Origin of the sequence: Sphingomonas sp. SORGH_AS_0879 (assembly GCF_030819175.1) — a bacterium.
Taxonomy (GTDB): Bacteria; Pseudomonadota; Alphaproteobacteria; order Sphingomonadales; family Sphingomonadaceae; genus Sphingomonas.
Genome location: NZ_JAUTBJ010000002.1, coordinates 3,641,295 through 3,667,611 on the forward strand (window position 1 = coordinate 3,641,295; position 26,317 = coordinate 3,667,611).

A 26,317-nucleotide genomic window follows, 5' to 3' on the forward strand; every position below is an offset into this window, starting at 1 on the left:
CGCTCCCGCGATGCGGGCGGGCATGACGAAGCCCCGCACCCTATTGGTTCTCGGCGGTGCCCGGTCGGGCAAGAGCCGCCACGCCCAGGCGCTGGCCGAGGCGATGACGCCCACCGGCTGCTTCATCGCCACTGCACAGGCCTGGGATGACGAAATGCGCGAGCGGATCGCACGCCATGTCGCCGACCGCGATGCGCGCTGGACGACGGTGGAAGCCCCGCTCGCTTTGCCCGAGGCGATTGCCAAGCACACCCGCGCCGATCGGGTGGTGCTGGTCGACTGCCTGACGCTCTGGCTCACCAACCTGTTGCTAGGGGAAGCGGACATGACGGCGGCGGGCGAGGCGCTGGTTGCGGCGCTGGAGGGGGCCCCCGGCCCCGTGGTGCTGGTCAGCAACGAGGTCGGCTTCGGCATCGTGCCCGACAATGCGCTGGCGCGGCGCTTCCGCGATGCGCAAGGGTCGCTCAACCAGCGGCTGGCGCGGGTGTGCGACGCGACCGATCTGGTCGTGGCCGGCCTTCCCTTGCGGCTTTCAGGAGAGAAATGATGCGGACCGACGCCGAACATGCCGAGCGCATGGCCAAGAAAAAGGCCGCGCAGGACAAGAAGGTCGCCGCGCGCGACGTGGAAAAGGGCCTGCTGATCGTCCATACCGGCAAGGGCAAGGGCAAGACCACCGCCGCGCTGGGCATGGTGATCCGCGCGGTCGGCCATGGGATGCGCGTCGGCATGGTCCAGTTCGTGAAGGGCGCGATGACCACCGGCGAGGCGGCGGTGCTGGCCCGTTTCCCCGAAGTCGATTTCCACGCGATGGGCGAGGGCTTCACCTGGAACACGCAAGACCGCAGCCGCGACATCGCCACCGCGCGCGCCGCCTGGGACGAAGTGAAGCGGATGATCGCCGATCCGTCCTATGACCTGATCGTCGCGGACGAACTCAACATCGTGCTGCGTTACGAGTACCTTCCGGTCGACGAGGTGCTGGAGGTGCTGGCGACCAAGGGGGCGATGACACATGTCGTCATGACTGGCCGCAATGCCCCCGAGGCGCTGGTCGACGCGGCGGACCTGGTGACGGATATGACACAGGTGAAGCACCCCTTCCGCGAACAGGGCGTGAAGGCGCAGAGGGGGATCGAATTTTAGGCTGCGGCTGGGAAGGATACACCACAAAGCGTTTGGCGTGGGGCCCTGCCCTCCCCCACCCCCTCCCGCCTGCGGGAGGGGAGATGCTTGTGGCGCGGCGATCGGCATTAAGCCCCTCCTCCCGGCAGGGGGGAGGGGTTTGGGGTGGGGGCTATGCCACAAGCAACACCGCTCGGCGCAAAACCCTCCCCCACCAAATCCCCGCCCCGCCGCAGCAGGTACACATCCATGATCCACCCATGCGCCCGCCGCAGTTCGGCCCGGCGCGTGACGATCCGCTCGGCGATATCCGCCAGCCGCCCCGCCTCGACCGCCTGCTGCGCCATGCCCAGATACGCCCCCCACCAGATGACCGCATCCGGCTGATCCAGGGTCGTAAACGCACATCCCCCGTCCAGCATCACCGCGACGCTGTCCGCCCCCTCGGGCCAGCCACCCTCACGCAACCGCCGCCCCGTCGTCACCATCACGGGCGCGGCCACCGCGTTGAATGGAATGGCATGCGCGGCACACAGCAATTGCAGGCTGGTGATCCCCGGCACCACCGTCACCCGCTCCACCGCGATCAGCCGCCGGGCGATACGGATCGTGCTGTCGTAGAGCGACGGATCGCCCCAGACGAGCAACGCCACCCGCCCGCCTTGCGGCAACGCCCGCGCGATCTCCGCCGCCCAGCATTGGGCGATCGCGTCATGCCAACGCTCGACATTGTCGAGATAGTCGCCCTCCCCCGCGCGCACCGGCAGGTCGAACTCCACCACCCGCGTCGCGGCCCCCGCCAGCACCTGCACGCAGATGTCGCGGCGCAGGTCGATCAGTTCGGCCTTGTCCTCTTTACGGGGCAACAGGATCAGGTCGGCGGCGCGCATCGCGGCTTCGGCGGCGCGGGTCAGGTGATCGGGATGGCCCGTGCCTATGCCGATCAGGTCGAGATGGATCACAGATCCTCCATCAACGGGCCATAGAGGATCAGCGCCGCCTTGTCCGACACGCCCTCCGACAGTTGCGCCGCGAGGTCACCTACGGTCGAACGGGTCAGCCGCTGGTCGGGACAGCCGACATGCTCGGCCATCAGCGCGGGCGTCTGCGGCGACAGGCCGTGCGCGATCAAAGCCTCCGCCAGCGCGGGGAAGGTCCGCTTGGGCATGAACACCACGGTCGTCGCGCCCGCATCGGCCAGCGCGGCCATGTTGCGGTCGGCAGGCAGCGCGCCGGTGACGTCGTGGCCGGTCACGAACTGCACCCGCCGCGCCGCGTTACGCCGGGTCAGCGGGATGCCCGCCGCCGCCGCCGCCGCACTCGCCGCGCTGACGCCGGGGACGATCTCATAGGCAATGCCCGCCGCCTCCAGCGCGACGATCTCTTCCTCCAGCCGCCCGAAAATGCCGGGATCACCCGACTTCAACCGCACCACTTGGCTGCCGCCCAGCGCATGATCGACCAGCAGCCGGTCGATCTCCCCCTGTTTGGGCGAGGCACGCCCCGCCCGCTTGCCGACCGCGATCAACTCGGCATCGGCGCGACAATGGCTCAGCATCGGCCCGGCCGCCAGGTCGTCGAACAGCACGACATCGGCCTCGGCCAGACAGCGCACGGCCTTCAGCGTCAGCAGTTCGGGATCGCCCGGCCCCGCGCCGACAAGGGAAACGAACCCCCTCACCACCAGCGCGCCACCAGATGGAAGAAGGTGCCCGTCACTTGCGCCCGTCGCGATCCGGTTTCGGGCACCGCTTCACCCTGCGCATCGACGACATGGGCGAGCGGGGCATCGGGCTGTTCGAGGACGGTCGAGTAGTGAAACTCATGCCCGCCCAGCACCGCGCCCTCGGGCATCCCCGCCACCTCGCCGAGCAGGGTCGCGCGGCGATAGCCGAGGTGCATTTTCCGCCTGGCATAGCTGGTGACCAGCCCGAGCAGCCCGGCCATGCGGTGGCTGACGCCCTCCGCATCGACCAGCGCCTCGCCCAGCGCCATGTACCCGCCGCACTCGCCATGGATCGGTTTCGTCGCGGCATGCGCGATCAGCCCCGCACGGAACCGCTCCGCCGCCGCCAGCCGCCCGGCATGAAGTTCGGGATAGCCGCCGGGCAGCCAGACCAGATCGGCCGACGCATCCGGCGCTTGGTCGGCCAGCGGCGAGAAGGGCAGGATTTCCGCTCCCGCGCTCCGCCAGCCTTCGAGCATATGCGGATAGACGAAGGAAAAGGCCGCATCCTGCGCCAGCGCGATCCGATGTGCGGGCGGCGGCGGCAGGTTACCGGGTGCAGCGGCCACGGGCTTGCCATAGGCCGCCGCGCGCACCGCCGCCAGATCGACATGCGCCGCCAGGAACGTCGCATAGTCGCCGATCAGCCGGTCGAGTTCGGGGTGCTCCACCGCCTGCACCAGCCCCAGATGCCGTTCGGGCAGCACCAGATCGCCGCGCCGGGGCAGCGCGCCGAAGACCGGCAGGCCGATCTCCTCGAAGCCGAGTTTCGCCAGCCGCTCGTGACGCGGGCTCGCCACGCGGTTCAGGATCACCCCCGCCACCCGCAATTCGGGGTCGTAGCGCGCGAAACCGAGCGCGGTGGCCGCCGCCGATTGCGCCTGTCCCGATACGTCGATGACCAGCACCACGGGCCAGCCCATGCGTTTGGCCGTCTCCGCACTGCTGCCCATGCCGGTCGCACCGGGCCTGGCGACGCCGTCGAACAGCCCCATCGACCCTTCCGCCAGCATGAGGTCGGCATCCGCCCCCCGCTGCCCCAGCGTGTCGAACATTGCGGCAGGCATCGCCCAGCCGTCGAGGTTGAACGACGACCGCCCGCAGGCCGCGCGGTGAAAGGCCGGGTCGATATAGTCGGGGCCGCTCTTGAACGGCTGCACCGCCACGCCCGCATCGCGAAACGCGCGGAGCAGGCCGAGCATCACCGTCGTCTTTCCGGTGCCCGAAGCGGGCGCGGCGATCATCAACCCTGAGGTCATTCGACGCTGTTCCCCGGACGATAGCGACGGTCATAGCCCTCGGCATATAAACGGCTCTCGGCGAAATCGCTCTGGGAGAGGACGCGGCCGACCAGGATCAGCGCGGTCCGCTCCGGCCCGTCGGCGGCGGCCTGCTCGATGGTGGCCAGCGTCGCCCGGACGATCCGCTGCTCGGGCCAACTCGCGCGCCAGACGATCGCGACCGGGCAGTCCGCGCCATAATGCGGGGTCAGGTCGGCGACCACCTTGGCCAGATTGTGGATCGACAAATGGATGGCCAGCGTCGCGCCGGTCGTGGCAAAGGCGGATAGCGACTCCCCCTCCGGCATGGCGCTGGCGCGGCCGGGGGTGCGGGTCAGCACCACCGACTGGGCGATGCCGGGCAGGGTCAACTCGCTTTCCAGCACCGCCGCCGCCGCCGCGAAGGCGGGCACGCCCGGCGTCACCGAAACTGGAATGCCGAGTTCGCGCAACCGCCGCACCTGCTCGCCCATCGCCGACCAGACCGACAGGTCGCCCGAATGGAGCCGGGCGACGTCCTGGCCCTTGGCATGTGCTTCCGCGATCTCGGCCATGATCTCGTCGAGCGTCATGGGCGCGGTGTTCACGATTTTCGCGCCCGGCGGGCAATGCGCCAGCACCGCTTCCGGCACCAGCGACCCGGCATAGAGGCACACCGGGCAAGCGGCGATCAGGTCGCGGCCCCGCAAGGTCAGCAGATCGGGAGCACCGGGTCCGGCACCGATGAAATGAACGGTCATAATCTAAGTCCCTGAGCAATGGCGCAGGTCGCCATGCGGTCGGAGGAAATGACGCGAGTCACGGTGATCCGCGCGCCCGGCCCGGCGGCGGCGAGCGCGACGGCTTCGGCGACGCTGCCGACGCCGCGATGGGTCAGGCTAAGGTCGGATTGGGTGGGTGTGTCGATACCGCTCAACTGGTCAGCGGTTATGGCGGTGACGGACAACCCCTCCCCTTCGGCGAAACCGGCGATCAGCGCGGCGCGGTCCTCCGGCACGGCGAGGCCATCGGGCCGAACGCCCGTCGCCGCCAGCGCGCTGCGGAACGACGCCACCGTTGCATCCGCCCGGCATCCGAACCCGGCGATCACCATGCGACCCGCCATTGCACGATGGGATAGCTCGCCTTCCACCCGCGCTTGGTGCCCAGCGGCCGAGCCCGCGCCAGTTCGATGCGCAGCAACTCGCCGCCGAAACGCGAATGGCACTGGGTCAGCAGCGCCTCGGTCTCCAGCGTCACGCCGTGCGCGACCAAGCGGCAATGCGGCAGGGTGCGCAGCGCGTCCACCAGTTGCGGCGACAGACCGCCGCCGACGAACACCGCATCCGGGTGCGGGCGGTCGGCAAGGCTCATGACCGCATCCCCCTCGATCAGGTCCAGCCGCTCCACGCCCAGCCGCGCGGCATTGGCGGCGGCGCGGGCCAGGCGGTCGGGGTCACGCTCGAAGCCGACCGCGCGGGTGGTGGGGTCGCTCAGCAGCCATTCGATGGCAACCGATCCCGATCCCGTGCCGATGTCCCATAGCAACTCGCCCGGACGCGGGGCCAGCGCCGACAGCGCCAGTGCGCGGACGGGGCGCTTGGTGATCTGTCCGTCATGATCGAACCAGTTGTCGTCCAGACCGCTCGCACGGGGAAGGACGCGGCCCTCTCCGGCGGGCTCGATCGCAACGGCCACGGGATGCGCGATGTCGGTCCAGTCGAGCGCGCGCGCCGTCACCCGCCGCACTCGCTCACGCGGGCCGCCCAGCGCCTCCAGCACGGTCAATGCGCTGTCGCCGAACCCGTGCTCGGCCAGCCACGCCGCCAGCCCCGTGACCGAGGCCCCGTCGCGCATCAGCGCCAGCACCCGCTGTCCCGGTGCCAGATGCTGGCGCAGCGTCTCGACCGGGCGGGCGTGGAGTCCAACGCTTCGGATCGTCTCGACCGGCCAGCCGAGCCGGGCCGCCGCCAGCGACAAAGTGGACGCCGCCGGATAGGCGACCCATTCGCCCGGCTCCAGATGACGGGTCACGACCGACCCCGCCCCGAACCAGAAGGGATCGCCCGAAGCGAGCATCACCACCCGCTCCCCCCGCCGTTCGAGAAGCATCGGCACGCCATCGGCAAAGGGCACCGGCCAGACGATCCGCTCCGCACGGCCTTGCCGGGGCAGCAGCGACAGGTGACGGGGTGCCCCCATCACGCTATCGGCCGTCTCGATCGCGGCACGGGCGGGGGCGGTCAGGCCATCCCAGCCATCCTCGCCGATGCCGATAATCGTCAGCCAGGGTTCGGAGTCAGCCATGCGCCATATCCTTCTGCTCGGCGGCACGACCGAGGCCAGCGCCCTGGCCACCGCGCTGGCGACGCGCGGCGAGCGGGCGGTGCTGAGCTATGCGGGCCGCACCGAGGCTCCGCGCGCGCAGGCGATCCCGACGCGCGTCGGCGGGTTCGGCGGCGTCGAGGGGCTGGCGGAGTACCTGACCCGCGAAGGCGTGACCCATCTGGTCGACGCGACCCATCCCTTCGCCGCGCGGATCAGCGCCAATGCCATCGCGGCGGCGGAGCGGGCGAGCGTAAAGCTGCTCGCCCTGACCCGTCCCGAATGGGTGGATGGGCCCGGCGATCGCTGGACCCGTGTGGCGGATACGGCGAAAGCGGTGGCCGCGCTCGGCACCGACCCCGCGCGCATCTTCCTGGCGCTCGGTCGCCAGACCATCGCCGATTTCGTTCATGCTGCGCAGCATTTCTATCTGTTGCGCTTCGTCGATGCCGCCGAGCCGACCTTGCCGAACCATCATCTGGTGGTGGATCGCGGTCCCTTCACGCTGGCGGGCGAACTGGCACTGCTGCGGGAACACCGGATTCAGACGATCGTCGCCAAGAATGCGGGCGGCTCGGGCGCGCGGGCCAAGCTGGATGCGGCGCGCGAACTCGGGCTGCCGGTGGTGATGATCGACCGGCCCTTCATTCCCGACCGGCCACAGCTGGGCAGCGTCGCGCAGGTGCTGGACTGGCTGGATCACGGCGTCGTCCGGGGGGTGTAGAGGATCGGCCGCCCTGCGTGCGGGATCGTCCGCGTGCGGCCGGACCCGATGATGACGACGGTGCGCATATCGGCCATCTCGCCGCGCGCCTCCGTCAGCGGCACGATGCGCAGCGACTCCTCGGGCGTCGAGACGGCGCGGGCGAACAGCACCGGGCGGTCATCGCCGCACACCTCCCGCAACAGCGCGAAAGCGGCGTCCAGCGCATCGGGCCGCGCCTTGGACCGGGGGTTGTAGAGCGCGATGGCGAAGTCCGCCTCCGCCGCCAGCTTCAACCGCCGCTCGATCAGCGCCTGTGGCTTCAGGTTGTCCGACAGGTTGATCGCGCAGAAATCATGCCCCAGCGGCGCGCCCGCCCGCGCGCTCGCCGCCAGCATCGCGGTGATGCCCGGCAGGACCCGGATGTCGAGATCATGCCAGCGCGCAGGGTCTTCCTCCACCCGCTCGAAGATCGCCGCCGCCATCGCGAACACCCCCGGATCGCCCGAGGAAACGACGACCACACGGCCCCCCGCCTCCGCCATCTCCAGCGCGTGAAGCGCCCGGTCGCGCTCGACCCGGTTGTCGCTGGCATGGCGGGTCAGGCCCGGCCGCTCGGGCACCCGCGCGACATAGGGGATATAGCCGACCACGTCCGTGGCCTCGGCCAGCGCCGCCGACACCTCGGGCGTCACCATCGCCTCCGCCCCCGGCCCCAGCCCCGCGACGATCAGCCAGCCGCTCATGGCCGCCGCCCCTGGCCATGGATCAGCGCGATCGAGAAATAGGGGGCGGGGGCATCCTCCACCTCAACCAGAGGGCGCACCCGCTCCCCGGCCTGGGCGGCATGTTCGACCAGCCACGCTTGATCGGTCCGCCCCGCCGCCGCGATGGCGCGGCGCAGCTTGGGGAGGTGGCGGCCGATCTTCATCACCACCAGCGCATCGGTCTCGGCGATACGCCGCGTCAGTTCTTCCTCAGGCAGCGTCGCCATCGCGACGGTCAGCACATCGTCGCCCCAGGTGATCGGCGCGCCGCTGGCCGTCCAGGCCCCCGACATGCCGGTGATGCCCGGCACCACCGCGACGGGGGCATGATCCTTCAACCGGCTGTGCAGGTGCATGAACGAGCCGTAGAAGAACGGGTCGCCCTCGCACAGCACGACCACATCCTCCCCGCCCCGCACCAGCGACAGGATATGCGCGGTGCATGTCGCATAGAAGGCCGACAGGCATTCATTATAGCGCGGGTCGGTGAAGGCGATCTCGGTCGTGACCGGATAGTCCATCGGATATTCGACCACATCGGGGCGCAACATGCCCTCGACGATGGTGCGCGCATGGCCCCGCCGCCCGCTTTTACGGAAATAGGCGACGTGGCGAGCGCCTCGAACCAGTCGGTCGGCGCGGACGCTCATCAGGTCCGCCGCGCCCGGCCCCAGGCCGACACCATGAACGGTCCCCGTCATTCGGCGCGGCTCGCCAGCGCGTTGATCGCGGCCACCGTGATCGCGCTGCCGCCCGGACGCCCCTTCACGATGGCGCAGGGGACGGGCTGGGCTTCCCATAGCGCATCCTTCGATTCCATCGCGCCGACGAAACCGACCGGACAGCCGATGATCGCCGCCGGGCGCGGGCAGTCGGGGTCTTCCAGCATGGTCAGCATATGGAAGAGCGCGGTCGGCGCATTGCCGATCGCCACCAAGGCCCCCGCCAGATGCGGCCGCCACAGTTCCAGCGCGGCGGCGGAGCGGGTCGTGCCCATCCGCTTGGCCAGTTCTGGAACCGAGGGATCGCGCAGCGTACAGATCACCGGATTGTCGGCGGGAAGGCGCGCGCGCGTGACGCCTTCACTGACCATATGCGCATCGCACACGATCGCGGCTCCGTTCGCCAGCGCCTGCCGACCCGCCACCGCGAACCCCGCTGAGAAGTGGATCGACGGCGCGAGTTCGACCAGCCCGGCGGCATGGATCATGCGCACCGCGACCGGTTCCTCCTCCGCGTCGAAGCGGGCCAGCTCCGCCTCCGCGCGGATGATGGCGAAGGACTGGCGATAGATCGCCGCGCCATCGGTTTCGTAAGTGTACGGCATCAACAGGCTCCGAGAAGCGCGACCGCCCGCTCGGGCGTCAATCCGGTGTGAAGGGGCGCGGCCCCGGCACGGGCGTGTCTGGCCAGATCGAAAGCCCCCTCCCGCCCGGTCAGCACCCAGTCCGCCGCCCGTGCCCGCGCGCAGCCCTTCGCGCAACCCGATATGTGCAGTTGGCCGTCGATCAGGGGCGCGAGCCGGGCGGCCAGTTCGCGCGTTTCGACGCTGGCCTGCGGACAGGCGGGCGCGCCGACACAGGCGTCGACATGGAGGATGGGGGTGTCTTCGAGCACCATCCCGGCGGCCGGTATCGGAGCGACACCCTCGGCCAGCAGCATCCGCCACGGGGTCAGGCGGATAGGGGCGCGTCGGTCCACCAACGCCTGAGCGTCGAGGCGACCAAAGGGCAGACCATAGACCGCCCCCATAGGATGCGCGCCGGGGCGCATCGGCGGCGCGGGCATGGCGGGCATGGCATCGCCGCTCGCCCAATCGGGCAGATCGGCCTTGTGCCGCGCCATCCGCCGGGCGTCGCGCCCATCGCTATCGACGAACCACTGCGCCAGCCGGATCAGCGCATCGACCGCGGTTGCGCGCGAGATGGCGACACCGGCACTCCGCCCATCGGCGCGCACCAGCAACGTGCCGGTCGCGGCCCGCTCGATCCGAAAATCACCCGGCGCATCGAACAGCATCGGGGCCTGTCCCGCATCGACCACGAAGCCGACCTTGCCCGGCAGGTCGGGCAATTCGCTCAGCCGCGCGCGCAGTTCGGTCGCGATGGCGTGGCTATCCTCCCCCTCGCGCCAGTCGGGGTTGATGAGGATCACCCCGCGCCCTTCCCGCATCGGATCGGGATCGACCAGCCCCAGCGCCTGTAATTCGGTGAGCAGCGCGGGCCAGCCTTCCTCGCTGACACCCCGGATTTGCAGGTTCGCGCGTGACGTCAGGTCGATCTGGCCATTGCCATGACGGATCGCCGCCCGACCCAGCCCCTCGACTTGGGGGGCTGTCAGCCGCCCCAGCGGCGGCCGGACGCGCACGAGCAGCCCGTCGCCCGCCATCATCGGCCGCCACGCATCGGGGCACCAGTCCTTGACGACGAACCCGCTCATGCCACGCCGTCCAGCATCGCCAGCACCGAATTGCGCCGCGTCCGCCACAGTCCCGCCTTGTGAAGCGCTACGAACCGCGCCTGCATCGCCGCGAGCGCCGCTGGGTTCGCCTGCGCCATGAAGTCGCGCACCGAATCCTGCGCCAGCGTCGCCTCCCAGTACAGGTCGATCAGCGCGGCGGGCACTGCGTCCGCCAGATGCGCGAAACTGCCGAGATGGTCGAGCGTCGCGGCGATCTCCGCCGCGCCGCGAAAGCCATGCGCCATCATCCCCTCGACCCAGCGCGGGTTGGCGGCGCGGGCATGGACGGTGCGGGCGATTTCCTCGGCCAGCGTCCGCGCCTTGGGGTTGGCGGGGTCGCGCGTGTCGAGATGATAGAGCGAGGCCGCCCCCGCCCCCAGCGCCGCGCGCGCCGCCGCGAAGCCCGCCTGATGTGCGGCATAATCGGCGGCGAGCAGCAGGTCGCTTTCGGGCAGGTCGTGCAGGTGGACGAACGCCTGCGCCCCCGCCACCCGCGCGGCGATTCCGTCCGCATCGCGCCGGTCGCCATCGTCGAGCGCGGTCGCCGAGGCGGCGAGCCAGCTCTGCCCCGCCTCGATCCGCGCGGCTTCGTCATAGCCCGCATTCGGGTCCAGCCCGATGCCATAACGGCCCGGCGCGGGACCATAGACGCGTGGGGTCGCCTGGCCGACATAGGGGTTCCAGCCCGGCTCTTCGTCGCGCTGGCCCAGCGCGCGGACCGCCTGCCCGAACAGCGCGACCAGATGGGGAAAGGCATCGCGGAACAGCCCCGACACGCGCAAGGTCACATCCACACGCGGCCGGTCGAAGCGCATCAGCGGCATCACCTCGAACCCCGTCACCCGTTCGGAGCGGGGGTCCCAAGCCGGCTCGACCCCGATCAGGTGCAGCGCCATGGCGAACTCCTCGCCCGCGGTCCGCATCGTCGCCGAGCCCCAGAGATCGACGATCAACGTACGGAGGTGATCGCCCTCGTCCTGCATATGGCGGCGGATCAGTTCTTCGGCGAGCTTGATTCCCTGAAGATGCGCCGCCCGGCTCGGCACCGCGCGCGGGTCGATGGCGTAGAGGTTACGCCCGGTCGGCAGCACATCGGCGCGGCCACGATAAGGCGACCCCGAAGGCCCCGCCGCGACACGCTTTCCGTTCAATCCGGCGAGCAACCCGGCCCGTTCGGCCACGCCTTGTTCGCCGCGCCCGAAGACGTGCAGCCCCTCGCCGAACTGGCTGTCCTTCACGTCGCACACGAACCCGTCGATCCGGGCGAGCGGATCCTCCGCCCCCGCCAGCCCCAAAGTCTCGCCCAGCCCGACGCTCTCCGCCTCCTCGGCGATGCTGGCGCGCAGCCGGTCGCGGCGCGCGGGGTCGAGGCCATCGGCATTGGCATATTCGTCGAGCAACGCCTCCAGCTGCCCCAGCCCCGCGCCAGTCCCGGCCTGCGCCAAAGCCGGGGGCACATGGCCGATCGTCACCGCCCCCAGCCGCCGCTTCGCCTGCGCCGCCTCGCCCGGATCGTTGACGATGAAGGGATAGAGGACCGGCCAGTCGCGCGTCAGCGCCTCGGGCCAGCAGGCATCGGACAGCGCCACCGCCTTGCCGGGCAACCACTCCAGCGTACCATGCGCGCCGACATGGACCAGCGCGTCGATCCCTTGCGCCCGCAGCCAGAGATAGAAGGCGACATAGGAATGGCGCGGGCAGCGGGAGAGATCGTGATAATCGTCGGCCCGCGCGTCTTGCCGCCCGCGCTCGGGCTGAAGCGCGACGATGGCCTTGCCCAGCGCGAGCGCGGGGAAATGGAAGGCGTCACCCTGAACCAAGGGATCATCCCCGACCGCGCCCCAGCTTTCCAGCAGGTCGGCGCGCAAGGGTTCGGGCAAGGCAGCCAGCGCTTCGCAATAGGCCGCGACCGGCCAGGCGATCCGGTTGGCGAGCAGGGCGGCGGGAAGATCGGCCTGCGTCTCCACATCATATCCGGCCTCGCGCAGATCGCTCAGGATCGCCTCCGTCGAGGCAAAGCCGTCCAGCCCGACCGCATGGGCAGCCTGCCAATCCTTGCCCGGATAGGTCGACAGGAGGATCGCCAGCCGCCGCTCCGCCGCCGGGGTCGCGGACAGCTTCGCCCAGCCCGCCACCTTGTCCACCACCGCCGCGATGCGTTCCGGCTCGGCGCGGTGGAGGCGTAGCGCCACGTCGAAATCGGGGTCGCGCGTCCCCGCCTGCTTGAAGCTGACCACGCCCGCGAAGAGGCGTCCGTCGATCTCCGGCAGGACGACATGCATGGCGAGGTCGGCGGGCGACAGGCCGCGTGGCGAGCCCTTCCAGCCCTCGCGATCGCTGGTGGCCAGCGCGACCTGGAACACCGGCATGCCCGCGCCGTCGAGCGGGGTGGTGTCATCCTCGCCCCGCGCGGAAAAGGCCGTGGCGTTGACGATGGCGACGGGGGTGAGGGCCTTGGCCCAGCGCGCGATCCAGGGGCCTGCGCCCTCGGCTTTCAGCGAGGGGATGAACAGGGCGACGGGGTCGAAGCCGCGCTGGGTCAGAGCCGTGTGGAGGGCGGCGATGGGTTCCAGATCGGCGGCGGCGAGATAGGCGCGGTAGAAGACAATCAGGACGCGGGGGCGGGAGGATGTCAGCGGGGTTGCAGCGGGGCAGTGCAAAACGTCTGGGGTCCAACCACCAACCGGCGCCAATTCAAAGCCCCTCTCCCGGCAGGGGGAGGGGTTGGGGAGGGGCGAGGCCGCAGGCGACATCGCTTGGGGCGAGGGCCCTCCCCCATCCCCTCCCGCCTGCGGGAGGGGCGTGCTTGTGGCGAACGTACCAGCGAAAAGCCCCTCTCCCGGCAGGGGGAGGGGTTGGGGAAGGGCAAGAGCCACGGGTGACACTGTCGCCAACGCCGCCAAAGCCACCGCGGCCGCATCCGCCCCACCCGCATCGCACAGCACCGTCAACCGCCGCACCACCGCCTCGTCGACAGTGGATGCCGCCATCAACCGCCGGTCCTCGCGCCCATCCGCCGCCAGCACGGCGAGCGCGATACCCCGCTCGCGCGCCAGCCGTTCGACTTCGCGCAGGCCGTAATCCCAGTACGCCGCCCCGCCGATCAGCCGGATCAGGATCGCCTTCGCATGGACCAAAGTCCGCTCGACATAGGTGTCGACCGACAGCGGATGGACCAAAGCCGCCAGATTGGCGAGCCGCAGCGACCAGGGAAATCCCCCCGCCCGCCAGCCCGCCGCAAAGGCGCTGAGGTCGCTGTCCGAGAAGGACAGCACGACCACGTCGCCGGGGCGTTGCCCCAGATCCTGTGGAACCGCCTGTTCCTCCAGCCCATGGCTCTCGCGAAAGACGAGATGCACCGCGTTCAGCCCTTCAGCACGGCCTCGATCGCAGGCCGGTCGATCCGGTCATGCTCGGCGATGACGACAAGCTGCGTGCCGCGCGGCTCGCCAGCGCCCCAGGGTCGGTCGTAAGTGGTCCGCACCCGGCGACCGACCGCCTGGACCAGCAAACGCATCGGCTTGCCCGCGACCGCCGCATAGCCCTTCACGCGCAGGATATCCTGCTGTTCGGCCAGCGTGACGATGCGCGCGGCGATCACTTCGGGGCTATCCACCTCGCCCAGCATCACCGAGATGCTGTCGAAATCGTCATGCTCGTGATCGTCCGCGCCGTCATGGTGCGAAGGGCGCGCGGCGATGTCGTCCTCGGCGGCGGCTTCCAGCCCCAGCACGATCTCGGCGGAGACGATACCGTCCACCGCCTCGACCATCGGCAGCGGGCGGGGGGCTTCGGCGGCGATGATTTCGCGCGCCCTGGCGACGCCTTCCGGCCCGGCGAGATCGGCCTTGGTCAGGAGGACAAGGTCGGCACAGGCCAACTGGTCCTCGAACACTTCCGACAGCGGCGTTTCATGGTCGAGGCTGGGATCGGCGGCGCGCTGGGCCTCCACCGCGTCCAGATCGGGGGCGAAGCGGCCCGCAGCCACGGCCTCCGCATCCGCCAGCGCCACCACGCCGTCCACCGTGATCCGCGAGCGGATGGCGGGCCAGTCGAACGCCTTGAGCAGCGGCTTGGGCAGCGCCAGCCCCGACGTCTCGATCAGGATATGATCCGGGCGCGGCTCCATCGCCAGCAGCTTTTCGACCGTCGGGATGAAGTCGTCGGCGACGGTGCAGCAGATGCAGCCATTGGCCAGTTCGACGATATTCTCCGCCGGGCAGTCGGGAATCGCGCAGCTTTGCAGGATGTCGCCATCGACGCCCAACGTGCCGAACTCGTTGACCACCACCGCCAGGCGACGGCCGCCCGCGTTGCGGATCAGATGGCTGATAAGCGTGGTCTTGCCCGCGCCCAGAAAGCCGGTGACGATGGTGACGGGAACCTTGGAAAGGTCGCGCATAGTGTTTCTCCGACGCGCCGGACGAGCGAGCGCGGACGGGACCCATCGCCGGAGCGGTGACGAACGGGCGCTGTCGAATGCGTCCGCCCCGCTTGTCGGCGACCGATGCGGCCCCGGCCGCATGGCTTCGTCGCTCCCCGACGGAGAACCGTGCCCCGACCATCCCCTGGGTCCAGGCAAGAGCGACCATGACGCCGGCAGGTCTCCTGGCTCGCGGGTCGAAGCAAGGGGATGCGCCTTCCCGGATCACTCCAGTGGCCGTGCCTCAATGGGCACCAGCATCGCTCGCTCACCGCTTACAGTTGCAGGGACAGCCGGGGATTTGCACCCCATTCCCGTTTGAAGCCCTTGCGGGCACCGGCGCGATCTTCGGAGACTTTCGCCCCCGATGTGCGGCATTTATCCCGCCGCGCCGGGCTTGGCAATTCGCGCCTCCATCGCCGCGAACCCGCGCCAGCGATAGAGGAGGAAACTCGCGCCCCAGCACAGAACGAACAGCCCGACGATCGCAAAGCCCAGCACGTTGAAATGCTCGGACAGCGCGCCCGCATAACGGAACGGCCCCGCCGTCCAGCCGAACCGCTCGGCCAGCAGGGCGGTCGCCTGAATCCCCCCGATCACCAGCGCCACCAAGGCAGAAACCAGCGTGATCGTCATATTATAGTAGAGCTTGCGCAGCGGATGAACGAACGCCCACTCATAGGCCCCCAGCATCACCAGCCCGTCGGCGGTGTCGATCAACGCCATGCCGACCGCGAACAGCACAGGGAAGACCAGGATCGTCGCCAGCGACACGCCATCGGCGGCATGTGCCCCGGAAAGCCCCAGAATGGCCACCTCGGTCGCGGTGTCGAAGCCCAGCCCGAACAGAAAGCCGAGCGGGGCCATATGCCAGCTTCGCCGGATCAGGCGGAACAGCGGGCGGAACAGCCGCGACAGCGGCCCCTGTCCGGAAACACAGCATGTCGGCGTCGGCCTCCGCCATCGGCTCGCCGCGCGCCACCCGGCGGAACCGGGTCCAGACGTCGCGCAGGATGATGAGGTTCATGATCGCGATGGCGAACAGGAAACTGGCCGAGACGATGGTGGCGATGGTTCCGCCGCTCTGCCCGAACGCCTCGAAATCGGCGAGCGTGCTGGCGGCGAGCGCCACCGTGGTCGCCGCGATCAGTACGATGGCGGAATGGCCGATCGCGAACCACAGGCCGACCGCGATGGGTCGCTGGCCATCCTGCATCAGCTTGCGGGTGACATTGTCGATGGCGGCGATGTGATCGGCATCGACCGCGTGGCGCAGCCCCAGGCTATAGGCGAGCAGGGCGGTGCCCAGCATCAGGCTGTTGCCCGCGAACACGCCCAGCGCCCAGCCCCAGACGGCGATATTGACGATAATCAGCGCGCCCATCAACAGCGCGACCCGCTTTTTCAGCGGCGACCGGGCGCGGGGCGCTCCGGCAGGATGGTCGGACATGGGTGATACCCCTGGCGTCATTGCGACAAAGGCCGAACTCCGCGATCGCGGTCGCCATCCCGCCCCACGGACGCACGCCGGGCAAGATGGCCGATTCGTATCGGCCGATGGGCGTCGCTCGCATGATACAATATATCCTGGCCATGACCATCCCCTGGATCGCGGCAAGAGCGACTCGCACCGGCAGGTCTCCTGGCTTGCGGGTCGAAGCGTCGGCGATGCGGCCTTCCCGGATGGCTCCAGTGGCTGTTCCCCGTTGGCAGGAACCGGCATCGCTCGCTCACCGCTTACAGTTGCAGGGACAGCTATGGATTTGCACCATATTCCCGTTTCAAGCCCCGAAGGGCACCGGCGCGAAAGACCGGTCTGGGCTGAAAGCCCGTTCCGGTCGTCATGGGGATAGTCTGCGGCGGATGGAGGCGCAAACGGCTTTATCCGGCGGCGCGCGCGGCTTAATCGACATCCATGATAAGGAAAGCGATGCGCCGATGGACACCGGTGGCGGCCTGTCTGGTCGCGGCCTGCTCCGGCGGGAACTACCGGCCGGTCAGCGACTATCCGGTGCGGATCGGCAAGCCCTATTCGGTGCGCGGCGTCACCTATGTCCCCGCCGAGGACGCGACCTATGACATGTTGGGCTATGCCAGTTGGTATGGCGGCGAATCGGGCAAGCGCACCGCGAATGGCGAACGCTTCCGCCCCGGCTGGGCGACGGCGGCGCATACCACTTTGCCGCTGCCCAGCTATGTCGAGGTGACGGCGCTGGACACCGGGCGGCGGATCATCGTGCGGATCAACGATCGCGGGCCGTTCGCCGGATCGTCGCGGATCATCGACCTGTCGCGCGGCGCGGCGGAGCAACTGGGCCTGCGCGCGGTGGGCAAGGCGGCGGTGCGGGTCCGGCGGGTCGAGCCGGACGAAAAGGACCGCGAACGCCTGCGCCACGGCAAGGCGGCTCGGCCATTACCTCCGGTATCGGATGCGGTGCGGGCGAATTTGCTGTCGCAGATCGCGGCGGCCGGGATGACGGTGCGGTAACCCATTCCTCCCTGCGCGAGAGCGCGGGGAGGGGGACCGCCGCGAAGCGGTGGTGGAGGGGCATTCGCCCCCGCCCCTCCACCATTCGGCTGACGCCGAGCGGTTCCCCTCCCCAAGCAAGCTTGGGGAGGATAGAGCACAACGAAAAAAGCGGGCTTCCGCCCGCTCCGCCGTCATCCGCCCATGTAGGAAGAAGATTGGTCGGGGCGACAGGATTCGAACCTGCGACCCCCACACCCCCAGTGTGATGCGCTACCAGGCTGCGCTACGCCCCGACCGAGCGGCGGCCTCTAGGCGGGTTTTCCGTGGGATGCAAGCCTTGATGTTGCAATGGTGCCGACACCACATCCGGCTCTCCATTGCGCCTGTCCGCCTGCGATGGTAGCGGGCAGGCTATCCGACATGGGGGCTTGTCGATCGTCATCGGTCGGCCGGTGCCCGTGCCCATTCAGCATAGACGGGTCCGAATGTTCATTCCCTTCACCGCCCAGGCAACCACCGGGGCCGCCGCGTCCAGCGGCGCCGCCTCGTTCCTCAGCCTCGCGCCGCTGCTCCTCGTCTTCGTCGTCTTCTATTTCCTGATGATCCGCCCGCAACAGCGCCGGATGAAGACGCTGCAAGCGGCGGTCGAGGGGGTCAAGAAGGGCGATCAGGTCACCACGGCGGGCGGCATCGTCGGCAAGGTGACCCGCGTCGAGGACACGCTGGTCGAGGTCGAGATCGCCCCCAATGTCCGCGTCCGCGTGGTCAAGGCGACGCTGACCGACGTGGTCGATCCCACGGCCAAGCCCGCGAACGACTGATCCACCGATGCTGGATTTCCCCCGCTGGAAGGTCGCTTCCATCGTCGCGCTGCTGGCGGCCCTGTGCCTGCTGGCGATCCCGAGCTTCCTGCCCGAGAGCATGACCGACAAATGGGGGGCGATCCCCCATCCGCGCGTCAACAAGGGCCTCGACCTGGCGGGCGGCAGCTATCTGCTGCTGGAGGCGGACACCGCCGACCTCGCCAATACCCGGCTGGAGACGATGCGCGATCAGGTCGCGGCCGAGATGCGGCGCGGCAATCCGCGTATCGACATCGGTGACATCTCGGTCCGTGGCGGCCAGCTCAGCTTCATGCTGCGCGACCCGTCCCAGGTCGATGCGGCGCGCGAGCGGCTGCTGACGATCACCGGCGGCGGGGCGGGCATGACCGGCCAGCGCGAATGGGATATTCAGGTCGTCGACACCTCGCGCTTCGTCCTGAAGCCGACCCAGGCCGGACTGACCCAGGCGGTCGATACCGCGATGAAGACCGCGACCGAGGTCGTGCGTCGCCGCATCGACGCGCTGGGCACCAAGGAGCCCACCATCCTCCAGCAAGGCTCCAACCGCATCGTGGTGCAGGTGCCCGGCCTGCAAAATCCGCAGGCGCTGAAAGACCTGATCGGCAAGACCGCCAAGCTGGAATTCAAGCTGGTCGACACCACCGCCAACCCGGTCGAAGTGGTCAAGGGCAATGCCCCCGCCGGCAGCCAAGTCCTGCCCTATCCCGGCAACCCGCTGGGCGCGCCGGTGATCGCGGTGAAGCGCCCCGTCATCATCTCGGGCGACCAGTTGATCGACGCGCAACAGACCTTCGACCAGCAGACCAACGCGCCGCAGGTGGCGATTACCTTCGACGCGCAGGGCGGCCGCAAGTTCGCGCGGATCACGCAGGAAAATACCGGCAAGCCCTTCGCGATCATCCTCGACGGCCAGGTGCTGTCGGCCCCCAACATCAACGAACCGATCCTCGGCGGTCGCGCCCAGATCAGCGGCAACTTCACCGTCGATACCGCCAACCAGCTTGCCATCTCGCTGCGTTCGGGCAAGCTGCCGATCGACCTGAAGGTCGTCGAGGAACGCACCGTCGGTCCTGACCTGGGCGCCGACTCGATCCGCGCGGGCATTCTCGCCTCGGCGATCGCGGCGGTCGCGGTGATCGTCTTCATGACCCTCACCTATGGCCGGTTCGGCATCTATGCGAACATCGCGGTCGTCATCAACGTGCTGGTCATCCTGGCCGTCATGGCGATGCTCAACGCGACGCTGACCCTGCCGGGTATCGCGGGCTTCATCCTGACCATCGGCACCGCGGTCGACGCCAATGTACTGATCAACGAGCGGATTCGCGAAGAGCGACGGCGCGGGCGCAACGTCGTCCAGGCGGTCGAACTGGGTTACAAGGAAGCCAGCCGCACCATTTTCGAGGCGAACGTGACCCACGCCATCTCGGGCGTCATCATGCTCGTGCTCGGCTCGGGCCCGGTGAAGGGCTTCGCGGTCGTGCTGCTGATCGGCATCGTGACCAGCGTGTTCACCGCCGTTACCTTCACGCGGATGCTCGTGGCGCTCTGGTTGCGCCGCGAAAAGCCCAAGACCATCAACATTTGAGGCAGGAGAACAGATCATGCGCCTCCTGAAACTCGTCCCCGACAACACGAACATCGACTTCGTCCGCCTGCGCGGCTGGGCGTTCGGGCTGACGCTCGCGCTCACCCTGCTGGCGGTCGGCGTCACCTTCGCCAAGGGCCTCAATCTGGGCGTCGACTTTGTCGGCGGCCTGATGATCGAAGAGAAATTCCCCACCCCGCCCTCCGCCGACCGGGTTCGCTCGGTCGTCGATGGGCTGGGCGTGGGTGAAGCCAATATCCAGACGGTCGGCGACGGCCGCACCATCAGCATCCGCCTGCCGGTGCCCGCCTCCAAGGACGAAGGCGCGACCAACGCCGTCGTGCGCAAGGTCGAGACCGCGCTGGGCCAGCAATTCCCCGGCGCGACCTTCAGCCGTTACGACACGGTGTCGGGCAAGGTATCCGACGAGCTGATCAAGCACGGCGTGCTGGCGGTGGTGCTGGCGATCCTGGGCATCGGCCTGTTCGCCATCTTCCGCTTCGAATGGCAGTTCGGCGTGTCGACCATCGTCGCGATCGTCCACGATCTGCTGGTCACGCTCGGATTCTTCGCGGTGACCCAGTTCGAACTCGACCTGACGATCATCGCGGCGTTCCTGACCATCATCGGCTATTCGATCAACGACAAGATCGTCATCGACGACCGCATCCGCGAGAATATGCGCCGCTATCGCAAGATGGAGATGCGCGAGATCATCAACCTGTCGGTGAACGAGACGCTGCCGCGCACGGTGATGACCTCGGTCACCATCCTGCTGGCGCTGATCGCGCTGCTGCTGCTGGGCGGCCATGTGCTGCGCGGCTTCACCGCGGCGATGATCCTGGGCATCGTGGTCGGCACCTATTCGTCGATCTACGTCTCGTCCTCGCTGCTCATCACGCTGGGCCTGCGCGCCGAGCCCAACCGCGAGAAGCCGGGCACCACCGACAAGCGCAAGGTCTCCGATGCCGAGCGGATCACCCCGCGCGAGCCATGAGCGATTCGATCCGCATCACGCGCGATCCGACCGCGCCCGGCCCGATCGTCCGTGGCTTCGCCGCCACGGGCTTTCGGGTCGGCGACATCGCCTATCCCGCGCTGCTGCTCTCGCCCGACTGGCATGAGCCGTGGAGCCCGCCACCGTTCGAATCGCTGACGGCGGATGTCGTCGCCGAACTGGTCGATGAAGCGCCGGAATTCCTGTTGCTCGGCACCGGCGCGACCCTGCGCCGCGCCCCCGCCGCCTTCGCCGCCGCCCTGGAAGCGCGCGGCCTGGGTGTCGAAGTGATGGACAGCCGCGCCGCCGCCCGCGCCTGGGGCGTGCTGCGCAGCGAAGGCCGCAAGATCTGCGCGGCGCTCTACCCGCTCGACGCCTGACGCTTCGGCGCGGGCGGCGACCCCTCATCTGACGAAGCGTGACATCCGCCGAGTATCCCGGCTTTCGCCCGGATAGCGGCGCATCGTCATTTATCGCGAAGAGCGGAAGATTTTTGTTCGCGCAGAGGCGCAGAGGACGCAGAGATGGCTCGCAAAGGGCCATGCCCCACCTCACCAACAGCCGATAATCGCAGGTTGAAGGCGCAGCAGGCGAAACCCCTCTGCGTCCTCCGCGCCTCTGCGCGAACAGCCTTTAAGACCGCATGCCGACAACGTTACGCGACACCAGTTCCGCCAGATGCGAGTGTAGCGCCGCCGCGTTGGTCGGCCAGGTGAAGTCGCGCACCGCCGCCCGAACCGCCCAGGGATCGGGGGCCTGGTCCAGCACGTCGCGGATCGCCACTGCGAAGGCTCCCGGCTCGGCCTGGGTGATCCGTCCGGCGGTGCGGCTGGTGACGACGTCCCCCGCTCCGCCCGCCGGCGTGATGACGATCGGCGTACCGCAGGCGAGCGATTCGACCCAGGCATTGGCCAGCCCTTCGGATGCCGATGCCAGCGCCATCACGTCCGCCGCGCCCAACAGTCCGGGCAATTCGTCATGCGGGATCGCCCCGATCAGACGAACCCGATCCGCCACCCCCAGCCGCTCGGCCCGCGCCTGCAAGGCGGTGCGATCGGCCCCCTCCCCGACGATCATCAGCGTGACGCCGGGCAAACGCGCCACCGCGTCGATCACCACGCCATGTCCTTTACGCGGGATCAGCGCCCCCAAGGACAGAATAAGCGGCCCGGAAACACCCAGCCCAGCCTTGGCCTCGCCCCGGTCGATCGGCTGGAAGCGCGCCTGATCCACGCCGGTATGATGAACCCGGATACGCCCGCGCGGGACGCCCAGCGCGGCGATGTCGTCCGCCATCGCGTCACTGACCGCCAGCAGGCCGTCCGCCGCCGCCGCCGCTCGCGCGACCTGGTGACGGGTCGCGGGCATATGGCCCCAATGGTGGATGTCCGCTCCCCGTGCCTTGATCGACACCGGCACGCCGTAACGCCGCCCCAGCGCCACCGCCGCCGGGCCGTCGGGGAAGAAGAAGGACGCGTCGATCACGTCAAAGGCCCGTTCGTCGCGCAGCCGGTCCAGCACCGGGACCAGCGCACGGATCAAAGCGGGGACATGAAACCGCCCCCCCGTCCCCGGCAGGGTGGTGAAGCGCGGACGGCTGACATCCAGCCCGCGCCATACCTCCCGCAACGGCAAGGCCGCCTGGGCCCGGAAACGATCCGATCGCGCCAGCGGCCAGACAGGCAGGCCGATCGGCGCCACCACGCGCACCCCGACGCCCGGTCGCATCGCCAGCGCTGCGGTCTGCCGCTGGACGAAGATGCCGAAATTGGGCCGAGTCGAGTCGGGAAACAGGCTCGACAGGGTCAGCACATTCAGCATGGATGCTCTTAGCCTCTACCGACCGGCAAAATGCATGTCGATCGACAGTGTTTCTGGAAGCATCGTGTCCGGATGTCTGCAACATTTGTCCGGATCGAGGGCGTTTCACCATAAGCTTAGCGAAATTAACGACAAAGACGGGATTCATTCATGCCCTCGACAGATGCGTCCTGACAGATTTGGGCCGTTGGGCTATCCGATGGACGGCTTCAGGGGGCGAGGATGGCGATGGGGCGATTCGGACGTTGGGGTGCTGCGCTGGCGCTGGCGGCGACGCTGGCGGGATGCGGTGACGGGGGCGGCAGTGCCACGGGATCGATGGCCACCGGCGGCGGGAATTCGCCCAACGGCACCACGGAATCGGCCTGCTCGCTACGCAATCGCCAGAACTGGGTCTCGGCCCAGATGAACGAATGGTATCTCTTTCCCGAAACGCTGCCCGCCTCGCTCGACCCGTCGCCCTATGCGACGGTCAGCGACTATATCGACGCGCTGACCGCGACCGCGCGGGCGCAGCGCAAGGACCGGTATTTCACCTACATCACCTCCATCAAGGAGGAGGATGCCTATTACAACTCGGGCGCGGATGCGGGCTTCGGCTTTCGCCTGACCACCGATGCGACGCAGAGCAAGCTGTTGATCGCCGAGTCGTTCGAAAGCGGCGTGGCCCTGGCGGCGGGGATCGATCGCGGCACCGAGATCCGGGGGATCGGCACCACCGCCTCCGATATCCGGTCGATCCAGGCCATCGTCAGCGCCGATCCCAATAACGGCATCTCCGACGCGCTCGGCCCCGATACGGCGGGAACCACGCGTTATTTCACGGTTGCTGATACATCGGGCGCGGTGCGCACCGTCGCGCTCACCAAAGCGGCCTATACGCTGCAACCCGTATCGCCCAATTACGGGACGCAGATCATCACCGACAACGGCCAGCGCTATGGTTATATCAACCTGCGCACCTTCATCGGCACCGCCGACCCGCAGCTTCGCGCCGCCTTCGCGACCTTCAAGCAGCAGGGCATCACCCAGGTCGTCGTCGACCTGCGCTACAATGGCGGGGGCAGCATCGACATCGCCGACCTGTTCAACAACCTGCTCGGCGGGACGCGCCAAACTTCGGACGTGATGGGCTATATCGCCTTCCGCCCGAGCAAGGCGTCGAACAACCGGACCACCTATTTCGCGCCCCAGCCCGAATCGATCGCGCCGACCCGGATCGCCTTTATCGGCACCGGCGGCACGGCCTCGGCCAGCGAACTGGTCCTCAACCGGACCCTGCCCTATCTGGGATCGGCCTCGGGGCTGATCGGTGCCAACACCTATGGCAAGCCGGTGGGCCAGATCGCGCGCGACAATGCCCGGTGCGACGACCGCCTGCGCGTCATCGCCATCTCGCTTCAGAACGCCAACCGGCAGGGTGATTATTATAATGGCCTGGCCGGGATCGTCCCCGCCAGTTGCCGTGCCAGCGACGACCTGACCCGCCGGATGGGCGATCCGCAGGAAGCCTCGACCCGCGCCGCGCTCGACTTCCTGCAGGGCAAGAGCTGTACGCCGATCAGCGTCGGCGCTTCGGGGCAGTCGGCAGGCGACGGCCCGCGCAAGCTGGTCCAGCCCCCGCGCCCCTCGGCCGCGCAGCGGGATGTGCCTGGACTGTTCTAGGACCTGTTTGATTCCTCCCCTGCAAGGGGAGGGGGACCGCCGCGAAGCGGTGGTGGAGGGGTGTTCCCGCTGATGGTGACACCCCTCGTCAGTCCTTCGGACTGCCGCCTCCCCTTCCCGGGGAGGAATAGGCGCTTACTTCCGCTTCGTGCCCGAATAGGCGAACAGCGCGTCGCCGTCCGCCGACAGGGTGATCGTCTCGGCTCCCGTCACGGTCAGGCACTGGCCCGCCTGGAACGCGACGCCCGCGACCTCGCCGCTGCCGGTGATCGGGATCAGCCAGGCGGTGCGCCCCTCGGGCAAAGCGACGGCGTGGTCGCCCGCCGCCCAGCGCTCCAGCACGAATTTGGGCCCTTCGACCAGGATATCGCGCCCCTCGCCCGCCGGTCCCGGCGAGACGATCGGCTGATACGGGGTCAGATGCGCGACATCGACGCCGTCCTCCAGATGCAGCTCGCGGTCGCTGCCGTAATCATAGAGGCGATAGGTCGTCTCGCTGTTCTGCTGCACCTCGATCACGGTCAGCCCGGCGCCGATCGCATGGATGGTGCCCGAGGGCGCGTAATAGAAATCGCCTTCCTTCACGGGCACCCAGTCGAGGTCCGCCTCGACAGAGCCGTCCAGCGCATCGGCCCGCAGTTGCTCCTTGGTCATCGGCGCCTTGGGGCCCAGCGCGATGGTCGAATCGGGCTCGGCGGTCAGGATCGTCCAGCATTCGTCCTTGCCGCGCGGCAGGCCACGGGCATGGGCCTGTTCGTCATCAGGATGGACCTGCACCGACAGCTTCTCGCTGGTGAACAGATATTTGATGAGCAGGTCGGGCGAGGTGTCGCCGGGTTCCTGGAACCAGACCTCACCGATCGGCGCGCCGTCGGGGGCGGCATCCTCGAACCCCGGATACAGCGTGTGGCGACCCCAGGGCTTTTCGACGCGGTGGGTGTGGAGCATCGTGGCGGGCATGGTGGCGTGATTCCTTCCGATCGGGCGGCGGTTCAACCGCTTGGACGGGCGGGCCGTTCCGCCGCCCGTACCTTCGCCACCCCCATGCCGCGCGCATCGCGGCGAACGCAATAGGGCGCGCGCATCTGGGCGATGGCAAGCCGTCTGTCGCAAAGCGGGTGCGCGGAGGGACTGTTCCCCGCCCTCATGCTGCGCTAAGGACATGCGCGATGCGTAACCCCCGTTCCCGTGCGCTGTCGCTGGCGCTCATCGCCGTCATGGCCCTTCCGATCGCGGGTTGCGCCCGCAACCGTACCCGCACCGACCTGCCCTATGTCGCCCGCGACGTCGGCACGCTGTATACGGCCGCCAAGAACCGGCTGGACCAGCACCGCTACAAGGAGGCGGCGCTGCTGTTCGACGAGGTGGAGCGTCAGCACCCCTATTCGATCTGGGCCCGCCGCGCGCAGTTGATGAGCGCTTTCAGCTATTATCTGGGTCGCGACTATACCCAGTCGATCCAGTCGGCGCAGCGTTTCATCTCGGTCCACCCCGGCAATCGCGACGCGCCCTATGCCTATTATCTGATCGCGCTCGGCTATTACGAGCAGATTCAGGACGTGACCCGCGACCAGAAGATCACCCGCCAGGCGCTGGACGCGCTGGGCGAGTTGATGCGTCGCTATCCCAACACGCGCTATGCCGCCGACGCGCGGTTGAAGGTCGATCTGGTCAACGACCACCTGGCGGGCAAGGAAATGGAGATCGGCCGCTTCTACGAGGATCGGCACCAGTGGCTGGCCGCGTCGATGCGCTTCCGCACCGTCATCGACAAATACCAGACGACCAGCCACACGCCCGAGGCGCTGTTGCGGCTGACCGAAGCCTATCTGGCGCTGGGCGTCCGCCCCGAGGCCGAGCGCGCCGCCGCCGTGCTGGGCGCCAATTATCCAGGCAGCGACTGGTATAACCGCGCCTACAAGCTGATGCGCGAATATCCGGTCCAGCCGATCCCCGCGATCCAGCCGGGCCAGCCCGTGGTGCCGACCGGCACGCCGGGATCGGTCAATATCGGCCTGCCGGGCACCGGCACCGCCACCCCCAGCGCGGCGGCACCGGGCCGTCCCACCCCGACCGGCAACAACAGCTCCCCGACCAGCTGAGCCCAGCGCGACGCTTCCTTCCCTCTCCCCTCCCTGAGGGG

24 protein-coding genes, 1 tRNA gene, 1 pseudogene and 2 riboswitches are annotated in these 26,317 nt (G+C 68.8%); of the genes and pseudogenes, 10 read left to right on the plus strand and 16 right to left on the minus strand.

Going from position 1 to position 26,317, the window contains the following annotated elements:
• Positions 1 to 22: 22 nt before the first annotated feature.
• Together cobU and cobO are read left to right on the plus strand one after the other, a co-directional pair.
• Positions 23 to 547 carry a bifunctional adenosylcobinamide kinase/adenosylcobinamide-phosphate guanylyltransferase gene (cobU, locus tag QE379_RS17020; protein ID WP_307002302.1) on the plus strand — a complete coding sequence of 175 codons (525 nt, stop codon included), beginning with the start codon at positions 23 to 25 and terminating at the stop codon, positions 545 to 547.
• On the plus strand, positions 547 to 1,146 hold the full coding sequence (gene cobO, locus QE379_RS17025; RefSeq protein WP_373461871.1) for a cob(I)yrinic acid a,c-diamide adenosyltransferase: 600 nt from the start codon (positions 547 to 549) through the stop codon (positions 1,144 to 1,146). Before cobU ends, cobO begins: the two co-directional genes overlap by 1 nt.
• A 107-nt stretch (positions 1,147 to 1,253) precedes the next feature.
• On the opposite strand, the gene cobF is transcribed toward cobO, so the two are convergent.
• From cobF to cbiE, 6 genes are read right to left on the minus strand one after another with little or no spacing between them, the layout of a single operon-like run.
• On the minus strand, positions 1,254 to 2,087 hold the full coding sequence (gene cobF, locus QE379_RS17030; RefSeq protein WP_307002306.1) for a precorrin-6A synthase (deacetylating): 834 nt from the start codon (positions 2,085 to 2,087) through the stop codon (positions 1,254 to 1,256).
• A complete protein-coding gene (cobA, locus tag QE379_RS17035) occupies positions 2,084 to 2,809 on the minus strand; it encodes a uroporphyrinogen-III C-methyltransferase (protein WP_307002308.1) in 726 nt (241 codons plus the stop codon). The genes cobF and cobA overlap by 4 nt, the downstream gene beginning before the upstream one ends.
• Positions 2,803 to 4,110 carry a cobyrinate a,c-diamide synthase gene (locus QE379_RS17040; RefSeq protein ID WP_307002309.1) on the minus strand — a complete coding sequence of 436 codons (1,308 nt, stop codon included), beginning with the start codon at positions 4,108 to 4,110 and terminating at the stop codon, positions 2,803 to 2,805. Before QE379_RS17040 ends, cobA begins: the two co-directional genes overlap by 7 nt.
• A complete protein-coding gene (gene cobM, locus QE379_RS17045; protein ID WP_307002311.1) occupies positions 4,107 to 4,871 on the minus strand; it encodes a precorrin-4 C(11)-methyltransferase in 765 nt (254 codons plus the stop codon). The genes QE379_RS17040 and cobM overlap by 4 nt, the downstream gene beginning before the upstream one ends.
• Positions 4,868 to 5,224 (minus strand): cobalamin biosynthesis protein, encoded by a 357-nt coding sequence (locus tag QE379_RS17050; protein ID WP_307002313.1) that lies wholly within the window; start codon positions 5,222 to 5,224, stop codon positions 4,868 to 4,870. The genes cobM and QE379_RS17050 overlap by 4 nt, the downstream gene beginning before the upstream one ends.
• Positions 5,218 to 6,417, minus strand: a complete 1,200-nt coding sequence (cbiE, locus tag QE379_RS17055; RefSeq protein ID WP_307002315.1) for a precorrin-6y C5,15-methyltransferase (decarboxylating) subunit CbiE — start codon at positions 6,415 to 6,417, stop codon at positions 5,218 to 5,220. The genes QE379_RS17050 and cbiE overlap by 7 nt, the downstream gene beginning before the upstream one ends.
• On the opposite strand from cbiE, the gene QE379_RS17060 reads away from it, so the two are divergent.
• The gene (locus tag QE379_RS17060; RefSeq protein WP_307002317.1) at positions 6,416 to 7,159 is read left to right on the plus strand and encodes a cobalt-precorrin-6A reductase; all 744 of its coding nucleotides are present in this window, start codon (positions 6,416 to 6,418) and stop codon (positions 7,157 to 7,159) included. The two genes, cbiE and QE379_RS17060, sit on opposite strands and share 2 nt — an antisense overlap.
• Here QE379_RS17060 and cobJ read toward each other — a convergent pair.
• The 7 genes and pseudogenes from cobJ to QE379_RS17095 all read right to left on the minus strand — a co-directional run bounded on the left by cobJ (position 7,135) and on the right by QE379_RS17095 (position 16,238).
• Positions 7,135 to 7,884, minus strand: coding sequence for a precorrin-3B C(17)-methyltransferase (gene cobJ, locus QE379_RS17065; protein ID WP_307002319.1), 750 nt, complete (start codon positions 7,882 to 7,884; stop codon positions 7,135 to 7,137). The two genes, QE379_RS17060 and cobJ, sit on opposite strands and share 25 nt — an antisense overlap.
• On the minus strand, positions 7,881 to 8,606 hold the full coding sequence (gene cobI, locus QE379_RS17070; protein WP_307002321.1) for a precorrin-2 C(20)-methyltransferase: 726 nt from the start codon (positions 8,604 to 8,606) through the stop codon (positions 7,881 to 7,883). The genes cobJ and cobI overlap by 4 nt, the downstream gene beginning before the upstream one ends.
• On the minus strand, positions 8,603 to 9,232 hold the full coding sequence (locus tag QE379_RS17075) for a precorrin-8X methylmutase (RefSeq protein ID WP_307002322.1): 630 nt from the start codon (positions 9,230 to 9,232) through the stop codon (positions 8,603 to 8,605). The genes cobI and QE379_RS17075 overlap by 4 nt, the downstream gene beginning before the upstream one ends.
• Positions 9,232 to 10,344: a cobalamin biosynthesis protein CobG gene (locus tag QE379_RS17080; RefSeq protein WP_307002323.1), complete on the minus strand. Its 1,113-nt coding sequence runs from the start codon at positions 10,342 to 10,344 to the stop codon at positions 9,232 to 9,234. The genes QE379_RS17075 and QE379_RS17080 overlap by 1 nt, the downstream gene beginning before the upstream one ends.
• Positions 10,341 to 13,724 carry a cobaltochelatase subunit CobN gene (cobN, locus tag QE379_RS17085; protein WP_307002324.1) on the minus strand — a complete coding sequence of 1,128 codons (3,384 nt, stop codon included), beginning with the start codon at positions 13,722 to 13,724 and terminating at the stop codon, positions 10,341 to 10,343. The genes QE379_RS17080 and cobN overlap by 4 nt, the downstream gene beginning before the upstream one ends.
• Before the next feature lie 5 nt (positions 13,725 to 13,729).
• A complete protein-coding gene (gene cobW, locus QE379_RS17090; protein WP_307002325.1) occupies positions 13,730 to 14,767 on the minus strand; it encodes a cobalamin biosynthesis protein CobW in 1,038 nt (345 codons plus the stop codon).
• 178 nt (positions 14,768 to 14,945) lie between these two features.
• Positions 14,946 to 15,144: riboswitch (cobalamin riboswitch) on the minus strand.
• Between the two features lie 22 nt (positions 15,145 to 15,166).
• Positions 15,167 to 16,238, minus strand: a pseudogene (locus QE379_RS17095) (HoxN/HupN/NixA family nickel/cobalt transporter).
• A gap of 164 nt (positions 16,239 to 16,402) precedes the next feature.
• Positions 16,403 to 16,606, minus strand: a riboswitch (cobalamin riboswitch).
• Between the two features lie 112 nt (positions 16,607 to 16,718).
• On the opposite strand from QE379_RS17095, the gene QE379_RS17100 reads away from it, so the two are divergent.
• Complete coding sequence (locus tag QE379_RS17100; RefSeq protein ID WP_307002326.1) at positions 16,719 to 17,276, plus strand: septal ring lytic transglycosylase RlpA family protein; 558 nt, start codon at positions 16,719 to 16,721, stop codon at positions 17,274 to 17,276.
• Between the two features lie 198 nt (positions 17,277 to 17,474).
• Here the strand turns inward: QE379_RS17100 and QE379_RS17105 are convergent.
• A tRNA-Pro gene (locus QE379_RS17105) sits at positions 17,475 to 17,551 on the minus strand.
• A 192-nt stretch (positions 17,552 to 17,743) separates the two neighbouring features.
• Between QE379_RS17105 and yajC the strand changes: the two genes are divergently transcribed.
• Genes yajC through QE379_RS17125 form a run of 4 tightly spaced genes read left to right on the plus strand, consistent with a single transcriptional unit; the run spans position 17,744 to position 21,068 of the window.
• Positions 17,744 to 18,079: a preprotein translocase subunit YajC gene (gene yajC / locus QE379_RS17110; protein WP_307002327.1), complete on the plus strand. Its 336-nt coding sequence runs from the start codon at positions 17,744 to 17,746 to the stop codon at positions 18,077 to 18,079.
• 7 nt (positions 18,080 to 18,086) lie between these two features.
• Complete coding sequence (gene secD, locus QE379_RS17115; RefSeq protein ID WP_307002328.1) at positions 18,087 to 19,691, plus strand: protein translocase subunit SecD; 1,605 nt, start codon at positions 18,087 to 18,089, stop codon at positions 19,689 to 19,691.
• A 16-nt stretch (positions 19,692 to 19,707) separates the two neighbouring features.
• Complete coding sequence (secF, locus tag QE379_RS17120) at positions 19,708 to 20,688, plus strand: protein translocase subunit SecF (RefSeq protein ID WP_307002329.1); 981 nt, start codon at positions 19,708 to 19,710, stop codon at positions 20,686 to 20,688.
• Positions 20,685 to 21,068 carry an Mth938-like domain-containing protein gene (locus tag QE379_RS17125; RefSeq protein ID WP_307002330.1) on the plus strand — a complete coding sequence of 128 codons (384 nt, stop codon included), beginning with the start codon at positions 20,685 to 20,687 and terminating at the stop codon, positions 21,066 to 21,068. Before secF ends, QE379_RS17125 begins: the two co-directional genes overlap by 4 nt.
• A gap of 253 nt (positions 21,069 to 21,321) precedes the next feature.
• Here QE379_RS17125 and QE379_RS17130 read toward each other — a convergent pair whose 3' ends face one another.
• On the minus strand, positions 21,322 to 22,509 hold the full coding sequence (locus QE379_RS17130) for a glycosyltransferase (protein ID WP_307002331.1): 1,188 nt from the start codon (positions 22,507 to 22,509) through the stop codon (positions 21,322 to 21,324).
• 222 nt (positions 22,510 to 22,731) lie between these two features.
• On the opposite strand from QE379_RS17130, the gene QE379_RS17135 reads away from it, so the two are divergent.
• On the plus strand, positions 22,732 to 24,174 hold the full coding sequence (locus QE379_RS17135; protein WP_373461818.1) for a S41 family peptidase: 1,443 nt from the start codon (positions 22,732 to 22,734) through the stop codon (positions 24,172 to 24,174).
• A gap of 135 nt (positions 24,175 to 24,309) precedes the next feature.
• On the opposite strand, the gene QE379_RS17140 is transcribed toward QE379_RS17135, so the two are convergent.
• Complete coding sequence (locus tag QE379_RS17140; RefSeq protein ID WP_307002332.1) at positions 24,310 to 25,134, minus strand: phosphoheptose isomerase; 825 nt, start codon at positions 25,132 to 25,134, stop codon at positions 24,310 to 24,312.
• A gap of 209 nt (positions 25,135 to 25,343) precedes the next feature.
• On the opposite strand from QE379_RS17140, the gene QE379_RS17145 reads away from it, so the two are divergent.
• On the plus strand, positions 25,344 to 26,276 hold the full coding sequence (locus QE379_RS17145) for an outer membrane protein assembly factor BamD (protein ID WP_307002333.1): 933 nt from the start codon (positions 25,344 to 25,346) through the stop codon (positions 26,274 to 26,276).
• Positions 26,277 to 26,317 lie beyond the last annotated feature (41 nt).